Below are 13,847 nucleotides of genomic sequence, written 5' to 3'. Positions count from 1 at the left end.
GCTAGGACGTTGCTATACGTTTGCCAGGAAAAACTGACAAATTGCGCACTATATGAGAAGGAATATTCCGAAACCGATCGCCGCGGCCCAAACCAGCATCGGAATCGACCAGATGTGGAAACGCCACCAGATACGACGATCGTTGGCCATGCGCAGGGCTATCAGGTTTGCCAGCGAGCCGGGCAGCAGCCCAAACCCGCCGATGTTCACCGCCCAGGCCAGAAGCGTGTCCGGCGGAACGTAGTTGAGCAGCAGAATGGTGGAAGGCACGTTGCTGATAAACTGCGACAGGCCAATCGCCGTCAGCCACAGCCCTGCCTGCGGCAGACTGCTGACGCTGTGCAGGACGGTTTGCAGTACCGGGAGCTGAATAAGCAGATGCACGTCGATGAACATCGCCATAAAGACCAGCAGCAGCGTCCAGTCCACGCTGACCAGCACGCGTCGCGCGAGGACGACAAAGCCTGCGGCAACGAGCAGGACGCCCGCCAGCTCATACTTCAGCTCCAGCACAAAGAGAAAGACAATATATAACCCGAGGCAGCTCCACACCAGACGCGGCTGCCACTGCGGGCCCGTTGTACCGCTGTGGTACTGCAGTTTTTTATCAGGAAACGCAAACCAGCATACCGCCAGCAGCGACAGCATCATCACCAGCGCCAGAGGGGCCATCTGCCAGGTAAAGGCAGCGAACGACAGCCCGGAACGTCCCCAGAGGAGGATATTTTGCGGATTGCCGATTGGCGTCAGAAGTGAGCCTGCATTGACGGCGAGCGCTTCAAAGATGATCAAACGGCTGACCGGGATCTCGCACAGCTTACGCAGCGTAAGCGTGAGGGGCACGATGATAAACAGCGCCACATCGTTGGTCAGAAACGTCGACAGCACCGCGGCAGAAAACACCATAAACAGGGACAGCCTGCGTTCGGTGGCAAAGCGGCGAACCATTTTACGGCCAAGAACGTCAAAGTAGCCGCTCAGCTCGACCCCTTTGGTGAGCATCATCAGGCCGCTCAGGGTAATGATGGTGCGCCAGTCAATCGCGGCGGGCCAGGCCTGCGGCGCAAACGGCACAAAGAGGCTTAACCCTGCGCCAATGAGTAATAGGAGATGGAAGAAACGATCGCGTGCCAGGGCCTGCAGTCCAGGGATTTTCATTCAGCGGAGGGACCATATTTAAGGGTAAATTCGCGAAACTTCACCAGCGTCTCTTCGCTGACGTGGTGTTCCATGCCTTCCGCATCCCGGCGGGCAATCTCCGGGCTGACGCCCAGCACCAGTAAAAAATTCTCGACAAGCTGATGGCGCTCGCGGCTCTCCTGCGCGAGTTTCTCCCCCTCCGGCGTCAGAAAAACACCGCGCCAGGGGATCATTTCAATTAAGCCCACGGAGGCCAGGCGTTTTAACATTTTAGCGACAGTTGGCTGTGAAACCCCCAGCCTGGCGGCCATATCGACCTGGCGCGCTTCACCAACCTCACGAATCAGATCGGAAATGAGTTCAACATAATCATCAATCAGTTCACGCCGGTGCGCTTCACGGACCTGGCGAAAACCTTCGACATGTTCTTCAACATTCACCAGTTGCGTCGTTTTCCTCATTGTCGGATGACCTGCGCGACGGTTCATTGTACTTCCTCAGTGGGGTGACGCTTCCAGCGCCCGGTTTCGAGAGCGCACATTGTAAACCATAGCTCTGCAAGCACAAAAAATTAACGAAATAGCCATAGCTATACAATATAGCCTGTGCTATATCTGTATGTAATGCAGTCACCCTTCATGGATCGAAGGGATCAAAACTCAGGAGGTCTTATGAATGAATTCAAGAGGTGCATGACCGTGTTTACCCACTCCCCCTTTAAAGTGCGCTTAATGCTGCTGAACATGCTGTGCGATATGTTTAACAACAAACCGCATCAGGACGATAAACCTTCCAACTAAGCGGCGTTGCGGTACGCCGCTTCATTTTCCCGTCACATTCTCGCTGTAAACTGGCTTTCAGCCGCCTTATTCCCGATCTTTTTTACGGATTTGCAATCCCCTTCGCAAAACATCTGCTTAGCAACTGTTGATATTCTTTAGCGCTCGCACTATCTTCTTGCAGCCCTGCACAATTTGCGGCTCGCTGAAGCGGACCCTCATTCCCTCTCCACGCACTGTCAGGCAGGTTATGACCCTTGACGCCAGGGTGAGCACATGGCGTTTTCATCCATGATAGTGACCTATGAATGTAACCCTGATAGATACCGTTGTTACCCGCAGCCGGGCCTTAAGCCCGTGGACGGGTTTTTACTTTTTGCAGTCATTACTGATTAACTTTGCGCTGGGTTATCCCTTTAGTCTGCTCTACGCGGTAGCCTTCACCTGCATTCTGCATGTGCTGTGGCGAGCCGCCCCGCGCGTGCAAAAAACAGTAATCGGGATCTGTTCGCTGGTTGCTGCACTCTATTTCCCGTTCGGTCAGGCTTACGGCTCGCCAAACTTTAATACCCTGCTGGCGCTGCACTCGACCAATATGGAAGAGTCGACGGAGATCCTGACGATCTTCCCGTGGTACAGCTATGTGGTCGGGCTTTTTATCTTCGCGTTGGGCGTTATTGCCATCCGCCGTCAGTCGGGCGAGAAAAAATCCTGGGGTAAGATCGAAATACTCTGTCTGGTGTTCAGCATTGCCGTGGCGTTTGTCGCCCCCATCCAGAATATTCCCTGGGACGGTAAGTTAAGGCTCATCAATATCGGCTATCCGGTTTTCCGCTTCGTTAAAGACGTTGTTGTAAATAATAAAGAGGTTCTCGACGAACAGGCGCGCATGGCTGAGCTTTCCAATATGAAAGACACCTGGAACGTGCTGGCCGTTAAGCCGAAATATCACACCTATGTGGTGGTGATTGGCGAAAGCGCGCGTCGCGATGCAATGGGGGCGTTTGGCGGCCACTGGGACAACACCCCGTTTGCGAGTTCGGTCAAAGGCACTCTGTTTACCGATTATGTCGCGGCCAGCGGCTCAACGCAGAAATCGCTCGGTCTGACCCTTAACCGAGTGGTAGATGGTAAACCGCAGTATCAGGATAATTTTGTCACTCTGGCAAACCGCGCAGGTTATCAGACCTGGTGGTTCTCCAATCAGGGGCAAATTGGCGAATACGATACGGCCATCGCCAGCATCGCCAAACGGGCTGACGAAGTGCAGTTCCTGAAAAACGGCGATTTTGAAGCCGACAAAAACACCAAAGACGAAGCGCTGCTGAAAATGACGGCACAGGTCTTCGCCACCCCGCGCACGCAGCCTCAGCTGATCGTCCTGCACCTGATGGGGTCGCATCCGCAGGCCTGCGATCGGACGGGCGGGAAGTACGCGGAGTTCGTGCAGTCCAAAGAGACCTCGTGCTACCTCTACACCATGACGCAAACCGACGATCTGCTGAGCAAGCTGTACGATCAGCTACGCAATACGGGCGACAGCTTCTCTATGGTCTATTTCTCGGATCACGGGCTGGCGTTTAAAGAGCGTGGTAAAGAGGTGCAGTATCTGGCGCACGATGACAAGTTCCAGCAGAACTTCCAGGTGCCGTTTATGGTGCTGTCGAGTGATGATAAAACGCATCGCGTTATTAAAGCGCGCCGTTCGGCAAATGATTTCCTGCAGTTCTTCTCGCAGTGGACGGGGATTACAGCCGAACAGATAAAAACGGCTTACCCGTTTGTCTCTAACAAGAAAGCTCCCCCAGTGTACGTTACCAACTTCAAGTTACAGAAAGTTGACTACAACCATCTGGGTACGGATATTTTTGATATTAAGAGTAAGTAGCGGTTCGATGCTCTCACCCTGGCCCACGGGGAGAGGAAAAAAGCCAAAAAAAATCCGCCACAGTGGGCGGATTTTTTATTTAATCACCGAAGTGATTAGAAGCGGTAGCCTACGCCCGCGATCCAGGTGCCAACGTCAACGTTGCGGATACGGCTCTGCTCATAGGAGAAGTCCAGAGCAACGTCCTGGATTGGGTTGAACTGCAGGCCTGCGCCATAGGAGAAACCGTAGTCGCTGTTGCTTGCAGTGCGGCTTTCGCTCTGGTTTTCAGTCTGCTGGAATTTACCGTAGCCAACACCTACAACACCGTAGATGCTCGCCCAGTCATTCAGACGGTAAGCTGGACCAGCGGTAATACCGTAGTACTGGCCTTTGTTGTATGCGCCGTTTTCAGAACGATCTTTCTCGGTGTAGGTGAAAGAACCGATCACGCCCAGTGGGTTGTTATCCTGCTCGTAGCGATACTTCAGGTTGAAGCCGTTAGCTTTGTTCATCACGCCCTGATAGTCGCTCTGAGCGTAACCACCAGTAACAGTAGAAGTAGCAGCTACAGCGGTACCTGCGGAAACAGCCAGTACAGCGGCCAGTGCTGAAAGACATGCAATTTTTTTCATAACCACCTCAAATGTGCTTCAAGTAAGTCCGTAAGTTTTAAATATATCAAAAAAATTTGCGAAACTCTTTGTGATTCGTGATGTCTAATGAAACCTTTCCTGTAACAGAACGTTTCCAGCCTAAGCTATCTCTTTCAAATCACATGAAATTTTCACTACTAAATGCGCATAGTGCGCGTCTGCGCCGTTACATTCATCCAGATTATTCCTAATCTGACAGGCGATAAATCCACCAGCGCTTAACCATTTTACGGATTTCACGTGGTTTTTTTTCAACAGCGCCTCAACCGTTGCCGCATATTTCCTTTACACTGCAACCTTTACCTCATTTGACATAAGCTGACAGGAGAAAGGATGCCTGGGTTATCCCGCACATCGTCGGTCTGGTTGCCGGTCGCAGTGATACTCATTGCCATGTTGTCCATTCAAAGCGGTGCTTCGCTTGCAAAATCACTTTTTCCTCTGGTCGGTGCGCCAGGGGTGACCGCCCTGCGCATTGTGCTGGGAACGGCGATACTGGTGGTCATTTTCAAACCCTGGCGTTTGCGTTTCAAAAAGGAGCAGCGTTTACCCCTGCTGTTTTATGGACTCTCCCTGGGAGCAATGAACTATCTGTTCTACCTCTCTATTCAGACGATACCACTGGGGATCGCCGTCGCGCTGGAGTTTACCGGTCCGCTGGCGGTGGCGCTTTTCTCCTCGCGACGTCCGGTCGATTTTATCTGGGTCGTGCTAGCCGTTCTGGGCTTATGGTTCCTGCTTCCCCTGGGCCAGAGTGTCGCTGAGATTGATCTGACGGGCGCCGCGCTGGCGCTGGGTGCAGGCGCCTGCTGGGCTGTCTATATTCTCACGGGGCAGCGTGCAGGCGAAGAGCACGGTCCGGCAACGGTGGCGTTGGGTTCTCTGATTGCGGCCATCGTATTTGTGCCCATCGGCATGGCGCAGGCGACGGAATCTATCTGGCAATGGTCCGTCATGCCCATCGGACTGGCAGTCGCGATTCTCTCTACCGCACTTCCCTATTCTCTGGAGATGATTGCCCTTACGCGTCTGCCGACACGCATATTTGGCACCCTGATGAGCATGGAGCCTGCCCTTGCCGCCATTTCCGGCATGGTGTTTCTCGGCGAAACCCTCACGTTGACCCAGACGCTGGCGCTCTGCTCGATTATCGCGGCTTCAATGGGCTCTACGCTCACTATGCGCCCGGAACCTAAAGTTGAAAAGGTGGATATCAGCTAAGGCCATATATTCTGCATGGCTTCCACGCCATGCAGAATAAAGGCCAGAAAGACAGACGTTATAATTTCTTACACACTTTGCTCTATTTTCGAAATATCCCTCTACGTTTGCGTCCCCATCCAGCAATTAAGATTGATCTGTATAAATTTAAAAATTAGTCACTAATTTCAATAAATTAAATTCTCAACCCACTTCTCGCTATTAAACCGATAGGCACAGCCAAACCGCAGAGAAAAAATCCGGTGCTATACTTAGTTCCGTAATTACCTGGGACATAAACATCAAGAGGATATGAGATTATGAGTACCGCTAAACTGGTGAAAACGAAAGCGTCTAATCTGCTTTATACCCGTAACGATGTACCGGACAGCGACAAAAAAGCGACCATTGAGTTGCTGAATCGCCAGGTGATCCAGTTCATCGATCTTTCGCTGATCACCAAACAGGCCCACTGGAATATGCGCGGTGCAAACTTTATTGCCGTTCATGAAATGCTGGATGGCTTCCGCACAGCACTGGTTACCCACCTCGATACGATGGCTGAGCGTGCCGTTCAGCTTGGCGGCGTGGCGCTGGGAACCACACAGGTGATCAACAGCAAAACGCCTCTGAAGAGTTATCCGCTCGATATCCATACCGTTCAGGATCACCTTAAAGAGCTGGCGGACCGCTACGCGATTGTGGCAAACGATGTGCGCAAAGCGATTGGCGAAGCTAAAGATGAAGATACTGCAGATATCTTTACCGCCGCGTCCCGCGACCTGGATCAATTCCTGTGGTTCATCGAATCTAACATCGAATAATTCATACGAAATTTCTATCCAACCCTCGCCTTCCGGTGAGGGTTTTGCACATCTATGGTGCACGTTTTTTGCCTGAGACAGTGCAAAAGTGAAAAAATTGTAATAATCACCTCACACAACCGTTAACGGAAGATTGTTTTTTCGTCAGAATTTACGCTAAATATCTCCCCGTCAGTTGAGCCAAACGAAGCGCACCAAAACAGTGCTCCACTTTGGTGCAATAAAACCTCATTGCCCCATTAATTGTGCAATGCATGACATCATCCCCTTTGCAAAACAATAGCTTGTAAAGTTGGCACGATTTTTTCATTGTGCCAGCTGTTCTCGCAGGGGATCGCCCCGTGGATATAAAAGGAAATGCTATGAAGTCTGTATTAAAAGTTTCACTGGCTGCACTTACCCTGGCTTTTGCAGTGTCCTCTCAGGCTGCCGACAAACTGGTTGTGGCGACCGACACGGCGTTCGTTCCGTTTGAATTCAAACAGGGTGATAAATACGTTGGTTTTGATGTGGATCTGTGGGCCGCTATCGCAAAAGAACTCAAACTGGATTACACCCTGAAGCCTATGGACTTCAGCGGCATTATCCCGGCACTGCAAACCAAGAACGTTGATCTGGCGCTGGCAGGTATCACCATTACCGATGAACGTAAAAAAGCGATCGACTTCTCTGACGGCTACTACAAAAGCGGCCTGCTGGTCATGGTCAAAGCCGATAATAACGACGTAAAAAGCGTGAAAGATCTCGACGGCAAAGTGGTTGCGGTGAAGAGCGGCACCGGTTCTGTTGATTACGCGAAAGCAAATATCAAAACCAAAGACCTGCGCCAGTTCCCGAACATCGACAACGCGTACATGGAACTCGGCACCAACCGTGCTGACGCTGTTCTGCACGACACGCCTAACATCCTGTATTTCATCAAAACAGCCGGTAACGGTAAGTTCAAAGCCGTTGGCGAGTCTCTGGAAGCACAGCAGTACGGTATCGCGTTCCCGAAAGGCAGCGACGACCTGCGCTCGAAAGTTAACGGCGCGTTGAAAACGCTGAAAGAGAACGGCACCTATAACGAAATCTACAAAAAATGGTTCGGTACCGAGCCTAAATAATAAGACGTAAAAATGACGTTCACTCGGGGGCGACCTTTCGCCCCTGCTATTTTTGAAACACGGTAACAGTAACAGGAAATTATCATGCAGTTTGACTGGAGCGCCATCTGGCCTGCCATTCCTATCTTGCTTGAAGGCGCTAAAATGACCCTCTGGATTTCGGTCCTGGGTCTGGTTGGTGGGTTGATTATCGGTCTTGTCGCCGGTTTCGCTCGCACCTACGGCGGCTGGATCGCAAACCACATCGCACTGGTTTTCATCGAAGTGATCCGCGGCACACCTATTGTTGTGCAGGTCATGTTCATCTACTTCGCCCTGCCAATGGCATTCACCGACCTGCGCATCGACCCGTTCAGCGCAGCCGTTGTCACCATTATGATCAACTCAGGTGCCTATATTGCGGAAATCACCCGCGGTGCGGTGCTGTCGATTCATAAAGGTTTCAGTGAAGCCGGTCTGGCGTTAGGTCTTTCTCGTCGCGAAACGATCCGCCACGTTATTCTGCCGCTGGCGCTGCGTCGCATGCTGCCACCGCTCGGCAACCAGTGGATCATCAGCATTAAAGATACGTCGCTGTTCATTGTTATCGGCGTGGCCGAGCTGACCCGTCAGGGTCAGGAGATCATTGCTGGCAACTTCCGCGCGCTGGAAATCTGGAGTGCGGTAGCCGTTGTCTACCTGATCATTACTCTGGTTCTGAGCTTCGTTCTGCGTCGTCTTGAAAGAAGGATGAAAATCCTGTGATTGAATTTAAAAACGTTTCCAAGCACTTTGGCCCAACCCAGGTGCTGCACAATATCGATCTGAACATTAAACAGGGTGAAGTGGTGGTGATTATTGGGCCATCCGGCTCCGGTAAATCCACCCTGCTGCGCTGCATCAACAAGCTGGAAGAGATCACCAGCGGCGATCTGATCGTCGACGGCCTGAAAGTGAACGACCCGAAAGTCGACGAGCGCTTGATTCGTCAGGAAGCGGGCATGGTGTTCCAGCAGTTCTACCTGTTCCCGCACCTGACGGCGCTGGAGAACGTGATGTTTGGCCCACTGCGCGTGCGAGGTGCCAACAAAGCGGCGGCGGAAGCGCTGGCAAAAGATCTGCTGGCGAAAGTCGGCCTGGCTGAACGCGCGCACCACTACCCTTCCGAGCTGTCCGGTGGTCAACAGCAGCGCGTGGCGATTGCCCGCGCCCTGGCGGTCAAACCGAAAATGATGCTGTTTGATGAGCCTACGTCCGCACTCGACCCGGAGCTGCGCCACGAGGTGCTGAAAGTCATGCAGGATCTGGCGGAAGAAGGGATGACGATGGTTATCGTGACCCACGAAATCGGCTTCGCTGAGAAAGTGGCGTCCCGCCTGATCTTTATTGATAAAGGCCGTATCGCGGAAGACGGTAACCCGCAGGAATTGATTGCGAACCCGCCGAGTCAGCGTTTGCAGGAGTTCCTGCAGCACGTATCCTGACCTATCGCTTTACACGTAAGCCGGGCATGCCCGGCTTTTTTACGCCAGATTGTTCCCAAAAATCCCCCCCCGCGTCCCGACTTCTATACTTATCATTTTGTTCGACATTTTCACCGGAGGACGCCGTGCCGTGGATCCTGTTGCTGTTGATTAGCCTGTTTAGTGCGCCATCGTTCGCCGTCGCGATCCCCGGCGTGACCACCGGAACAACCGCCAGCCAGCAAAATACTCCCCCGCCGGAACCGGATGTCGAACAGAAAAAAGCCGCCTACAGCGCCCTTGCCGACGTCCTTGAGAACGACACTTCCCGGCAGGAACTCATCAGCCAGCTGAGGAAAGTGGCCGCCACGCCACCGCAGGAGCCGGTGCCTGCTATCACCCCACTCCAGGTGGAGGAGCAAAAAACGGTGCTGGAAAATGTCACCGACGTAAGCCGCCACTATGGGGAAGCCCTCTCCTCGCGCTTTGCTCAGCTCTACCGCAACCTGATTGGATCGCCGCATAAGCCGTTTAACCCACACACGTTTACCGCCGCGGCCACGCAGTTCCTGATGCTGGCCGGTGCGGTATTTCTTTTTTACTGGCTGGTGCGCCTGTGCGCGTGGCCGCTGTACCGCAAAATGGGACAATGGGGACGAAGGAAGAATCAGCATAAAAGCAGCTGGCTGCACCTGCCGTTGATGATAGCCTCAGCGTTTATCATCGATTTACTGCTGCTGGCCTTGACGCTGTTTTTAGGCCAGATGCTCGCCGACAGGCTGAACGCGGGCAATAAAACCATCGCCTTTCAGCAGTCGCTTTTCCTGAATGCCTTTGCCCTGATCGAGTTCTTCAAGGCGCTGCTGCGGTTACTCTTTTGTCCGCACGTACCGGAGCTACGTCCCTTCTCAATTCGCGATGCGAGCGCCAGGTACTGGGCGCTGCGTCTGAGCGTGCTCAGCGGGTTGATTGGCTACGGTCTGCTGGTTGCCGTGCCAATCATTTCCAACCAGGTGAACGTCCAGTTTGGCGCGCTGGCAAACGTCATTATCATGATCTGCATTACCGTCTGGTCGCTGTATCTTATCTTCCACAACAAAAAAACCATTACCCAAAGCCTGCTGAATCTGGCCGATCGCTCCCTTTCGTTCTTTAGCCTCTTTATCCGCGCTTTCGCCCTGGTGTGGCACTGGCTGGCAAGCGCCTACTTCATCGTATTGTGCTTCTTCTCGCTGTTCGACCCAGGCAATAGCCTGAAATTTATGATGGGGGCGACGTTCAAAAGCCTGGCCATTATCGGGATCGCGGCGTTTGTGTCGGGGCTGCTCTCGCGATGGATCTCGAAAACCATCACCCTGTCGCCGCAGGTACAGCGTAATTACCCGGAACTGCAAAAACGGGTAAACGGCTGGATGTCGGTATCGCTGAAGGTGGCGCGCATCCTCACCGTCTGCGTGGCGATCATGCTGCTCCTGAATGCCTGGAGCCTGTTTGATTTCTGGAACTGGCTGCACAACGGTGCGGGTGAGAAAACGGTCGACATCCTGATTCGCATCGCGTTGATTTTGTTCTTCTCTGCCGTCGGCTGGACGCTGCTGGCGAGCCTCATCGAGAACCGTCTGGTATCGGATATTCACGGCAGGCCTCTGCCCAGCGCGCGGGCAAGAACGCTGTTAACGTTGTTCCGTAACGCGCTGGCGGTCATTATCAGTACCATCACCATCATGATTGTGCTGTCGGAAATCGGGGTGAATATCGCCCCGCTGCTGGCCGGTGCCGGTGCCCTGGGCCTGGCGATCTCCTTCGGGTCGCAAACGCTGGTGAAGGATATTATTACCGGCATCTTTATCCAGTTTGAGAACGGGATGAACACGGGCGATCTGGTAACCATCGGGCCGTTAACCGGCACCGTTGAGAGGATGTCCATCCGTTCAGTTGGCGTGCGCCAGGACACCGGGGCGTACCACATCATTCCCTGGTCCTCGATAACCACCTTCGCCAACTTTGTGCGCGGCATTGGTTCCGTGGTGGCGAACTACGATGTGGATCGTCATGAGGATGCCGATAAAGCGAAACAGGCGCTGCGCGATGCGGTAGAAGAGCTGATGCAGATGGAGGATATTCGCGGACTGGTGATTGGCGAGCCGTCATTTGCCGGCATTGTCGGGCTGACGAACACGGCGTTTACCCTGCGCGTGTCGTTCACCACCCAGCCGCTGAAGCAGTGGACGGTGCGCTTTGCCCTCGACAGCATGGTGAAAAAACACTTCGATCTGGCGAACGTGCGGATGCCCGTGCAGACGTATCAGGTACTGCCGCCGCCCGCATCGCCACTCCCTCCGCAGGAGCCGACGCTGTAGCCTGGTTGCCGGGTGGCGGCTTCGCCTTACCCGGCCTGCGACGGAGTGCTATTTGCGACGTTTGTTATTGTCCATAAACGACCAGGCGATAAAGCGGCTTTGCTTCTGGCCCTGCGCCATCTCTTTTTTCACCACTTTTACGGCGCCCGCCTCGGTCAGGGCGCGGTAAAGTGGCGGCAGGTTATCTCCGCGGGATACCAGGGTCGTGAACCACTTCACCTGACGCCCAAACTGTTTGCTTTCCGCAATCATGCGCAGGATAAACGCCACTTCGCCCCCTTCACACCAGAGCTCCTGCTGCTGACCACCGAAATTCAGCGCGGCATCCTCAGCCTGACCCAGGTTGCGGCGCTTGCGCTCGCTGCCCGCACGGGCCGATGCCGCCGAATCATGGAAAGGTGGATTGCACATCGTGGCGTCATAGCTTTCGTTTTTGTGAATAATGCCGTTGAAGATCGAAGCCGTATCTTTCTGTCGACGCAGGCGAATGGCGCGGCTTAATCCCGGGTTAGCGTTGATAATCGCCTGGGCGCTGGCAAAGGCCTCGTCACCGATTTCGCTTCCGGTAAAGCGCCACTGGTATTCATGCGCGCCAATCAGCGGGTAAATCAGGTTTGCCCCGGTGCCAATATCCAGAATGGTGGCCTGCTGTGGAACAACACCCTCATTACCTTCGGCAAGAAGGTCAGCAAGGTGGTGAATGTAATCAGCCCGGCCCGGTACGGGTGGACAGAGAAAGCCTTCCGGAATATCCCATTGAGCCACACCGTAAAAATGCGCCAGCAGGGCTTTGTTCAGCATTTTCACCGCCTGCGGGTCAGCAAAGTTGACCGAGGGCTCACCCGCTGGGGTCTGAACAAGGTAGTCCTGCAGCGGCGGGCAGCTCAGGCATAACGCGTTCATGTCGTAGCGGCTGCGGTGGCGATTTCGCGGGTGTAATCCCGGCTTTTGGGCAGTCATGGCATTCTCCTTTAAACAGCGGCGTAAGATACCCTGTGCTGGCTCAACGGTAAATCTTTCTCTGCAGCGCTTAGAAACTCGCCATAAATCAAGCACCTTTATGTCTATGATCCGTCAGCGAATTGTCAACTTATATCGTTCAAAAAATAAGCAGATCATCATCAAATATTTGCGCTAAGTCACACTCGTCAGGCTTCTAAACTTAAGGGGAATCACCTGTTGTTTCCTCATGAGGATGTGATTATGAAAAAGTACCTGACCCTTGCTGTTATCGCAGCCGCCCTGACGACCGCGTCATTTTCTGCCATGGCCGTTCAGTCGCTGACCCAGAGTACCGACACCAGCCAGCTTCGTCCTGCGGGCACCGTTTCGGTTAGCCGCGCCAGTAACCTTGACGATCTACAGGCTAAACTTGCTGAAAAAGCCCGCCAGGAGGGTGCAAAAGGATTCGTGGTGAACTCCGCTGGCGGTGACAACCATATGTACGGCACCGCGACCATCTATAAATAATCTTTCTCTTCCACAAGACTGCATCTGCCCAACGGGTGCAGTTCTCTTCTCCCTTCACCTTGATTGTTCATTTTTTAACGTCATAGTGAACGTATAGCTTAAACCGATTTCAGGAGGGCGCTATGGCTTCCGGCTGGGCAAATGACGACGCTGTTAACGAACAGATCAACAGTACTATTGAAGATGCGGTTGCGCGTGCCCGCGGTGAAATTCCGCGCGGCGAAAGCCTAACTGAATGTGAAGAATGCGGAGACCCCATTCCGGAAGCGCGCCGAAAAGCCATTCCCGGAGTAAGGCTTTGCATTACCTGCCAGCAGCATAAAGATTCGAAAAACTCATCGCACTCGGGATATAATCGCAGAGGTTCAAAAGACAGCCAGCTACGTTGACTTTCCTTTACCTAAGTTAACCGCGCCGGCCCTTAGCTTTACGCTCACGATTTTTAGCGAACCGCGTAGCAAAATGTGCCCTTCATTTCGCGTCTGTAAAGCGTATCCACAAGAAGTGTAAAGCGGTGCTTTGAATTTATTAATATTCAATAAGTTATTTGTCATTCAATTTTTTTGAGCAACCACGTCAATTCTCTTCGATTTTATCTCTCGAGAAAAACCGTGATACTTATCACATCGACGGAACATCGTCCCCTTAACAGAAACACCTGCGAGAGATTAATTATGAAAACCATCAAATATGCTGTAGCTGCTGTTGCCCTGTCCGCTCTGTCTTTCGGCGCTTTTGCTGTCGAGCCTGTCTCTTCTGCTCAGGCACAGAACATGAATAAAGTCGGTGTGGTCAGTGCTGATGGCGCCACCACGCTGGACGGCCTGGAAGCCAAACTGGCTGAAAAAGCCGCTGCTGCTGGTGCAAGTGGATACACCATTACTTCCGCTAACGGTAATAACAAGCTGAGCGGTACCGCGGTTATCTACAAGTAATCGACTGAATGAATGCTGTCCCCTCGCCATACCCTCTGGTGAGCTGCTCCACCCTCATTGACCCTGTT

At 53.1% G+C, this 13,847-nt stretch carries 15 protein-coding genes; 11 read left to right on the top strand and 4 right to left on the bottom strand.

Features of this window, described 5'->3' with window-relative positions; translation table 11 throughout:
- Positions 1-48 precede the first annotated feature (48 nt).
- The gene (locus ACW9E7_RS05345; RefSeq protein ID WP_458727358.1) at positions 49-1,158 is read right to left on the bottom strand and encodes an anion transporter; all 1,110 of its coding nucleotides are present in this window, start codon (positions 1,156-1,158) and stop codon (positions 49-51) included.
- The gene (gene mntR, locus ACW9E7_RS05340; protein WP_023310887.1) at positions 1,155-1,628 is read right to left on the bottom strand and encodes a manganese-binding transcriptional regulator MntR; all 474 of its coding nucleotides are present in this window, start codon (positions 1,626-1,628) and stop codon (positions 1,155-1,157) included. Before mntR ends, ACW9E7_RS05345 begins: the two co-directional genes overlap by 4 nt.
- A 183-nt stretch (positions 1,629-1,811) precedes the next feature.
- Between mntR and mntS the strand changes: the two genes are divergently transcribed.
- Together mntS and ACW9E7_RS05330 are read left to right on the top strand one after the other, a co-directional pair.
- Positions 1,812-1,940, top strand: coding sequence for a manganase accumulation protein MntS (mntS, locus tag ACW9E7_RS05335; protein ID WP_111963843.1), 129 nt, complete (start codon positions 1,812-1,814; stop codon positions 1,938-1,940).
- A gap of 283 nt (positions 1,941-2,223) precedes the next feature.
- Positions 2,224-3,807, top strand: a complete 1,584-nt coding sequence (locus tag ACW9E7_RS05330; RefSeq protein WP_115874560.1) for a phosphoethanolamine transferase — start codon at positions 2,224-2,226, stop codon at positions 3,805-3,807.
- Between the two features lie 95 nt (positions 3,808-3,902).
- On the opposite strand, the gene ompX is transcribed toward ACW9E7_RS05330, so the two are convergent.
- Positions 3,903-4,421 carry an outer membrane protein OmpX gene (gene ompX / locus ACW9E7_RS05325; RefSeq protein WP_023310884.1) on the bottom strand — a complete coding sequence of 173 codons (519 nt, stop codon included), beginning with the start codon at positions 4,419-4,421 and terminating at the stop codon, positions 3,903-3,905.
- Between the two features lie 354 nt (positions 4,422-4,775).
- On the opposite strand from ompX, the gene rhtA reads away from it, so the two are divergent.
- From rhtA to ybiO, 6 genes are all read left to right on the top strand, one after another.
- Positions 4,776-5,663 (top strand): threonine/homoserine exporter RhtA, encoded by an 888-nt coding sequence (gene rhtA, locus ACW9E7_RS05320; RefSeq protein WP_023334998.1) that lies wholly within the window; start codon positions 4,776-4,778, stop codon positions 5,661-5,663.
- Positions 5,664-5,962: 299 nt separating this feature from the next.
- Positions 5,963-6,466, top strand: a complete 504-nt coding sequence (gene dps / locus ACW9E7_RS05315; RefSeq protein ID WP_063408106.1) for a DNA starvation/stationary phase protection protein Dps — start codon at positions 5,963-5,965, stop codon at positions 6,464-6,466.
- Between the two features lie 362 nt (positions 6,467-6,828).
- Complete coding sequence (gene glnH, locus ACW9E7_RS05310; protein ID WP_133294043.1) at positions 6,829-7,572, top strand: glutamine ABC transporter substrate-binding protein GlnH; 744 nt, start codon at positions 6,829-6,831, stop codon at positions 7,570-7,572.
- An 84-nt stretch (positions 7,573-7,656) separates the two neighbouring features.
- Positions 7,657-8,316, top strand: a complete 660-nt coding sequence (glnP, locus tag ACW9E7_RS05305) for a glutamine ABC transporter permease GlnP (protein ID WP_014169254.1) — start codon at positions 7,657-7,659, stop codon at positions 8,314-8,316.
- Entirely contained in the window at positions 8,313-9,035 is a 723-nt protein-coding gene (gene glnQ / locus ACW9E7_RS05300) for a glutamine ABC transporter ATP-binding protein GlnQ (RefSeq protein WP_028012446.1), read from the top strand. Before glnP ends, glnQ begins: the two co-directional genes overlap by 4 nt.
- 125 nt (positions 9,036-9,160) lie before the next feature.
- Positions 9,161-11,374, top strand: coding sequence for a mechanosensitive channel protein (ybiO, locus tag ACW9E7_RS05295; protein ID WP_458727357.1), 2,214 nt, complete (start codon positions 9,161-9,163; stop codon positions 11,372-11,374).
- 48 nt (positions 11,375-11,422) lie between these two features.
- Here the strand turns inward: ybiO and rlmF are convergent, their stop codons facing one another.
- A complete protein-coding gene (gene rlmF, locus ACW9E7_RS05290) occupies positions 11,423-12,334 on the bottom strand; it encodes a 23S rRNA (adenine(1618)-N(6))-methyltransferase RlmF (protein WP_164850618.1) in 912 nt (303 codons plus the stop codon).
- Between the two features lie 243 nt (positions 12,335-12,577).
- On the opposite strand from rlmF, the gene mcbA reads away from it, so the two are divergent.
- The 3 genes from mcbA (at position 12,578) to ybiJ (ending at position 13,779) form a co-directional block, all read left to right on the top strand.
- Positions 12,578-12,844, top strand: a complete 267-nt coding sequence (gene mcbA / locus ACW9E7_RS05285; protein ID WP_111963837.1) for a DUF1471 family periplasmic protein McbA — start codon at positions 12,578-12,580, stop codon at positions 12,842-12,844.
- Between the two features lie 122 nt (positions 12,845-12,966).
- The gene (locus ACW9E7_RS05280; RefSeq protein WP_115874557.1) at positions 12,967-13,233 is read left to right on the top strand and encodes a DksA/TraR family C4-type zinc finger protein; all 267 of its coding nucleotides are present in this window, start codon (positions 12,967-12,969) and stop codon (positions 13,231-13,233) included.
- A gap of 285 nt (positions 13,234-13,518) precedes the next feature.
- Positions 13,519-13,779 carry a DUF1471 family protein YbiJ gene (gene ybiJ, locus ACW9E7_RS05275; RefSeq protein ID WP_013097471.1) on the top strand — a complete coding sequence of 87 codons (261 nt, stop codon included), beginning with the start codon at positions 13,519-13,521 and terminating at the stop codon, positions 13,777-13,779.
- The last annotated feature ends 68 nt before the right edge of the window (positions 13,780-13,847 follow it).

Source organism: Enterobacter sp. H2G27 (assembly GCF_054403075.1).
The sequence above is the reverse complement of the archived record's forward strand: the minus strand, read 5'-3'. Positions and strand labels throughout refer to the sequence as shown.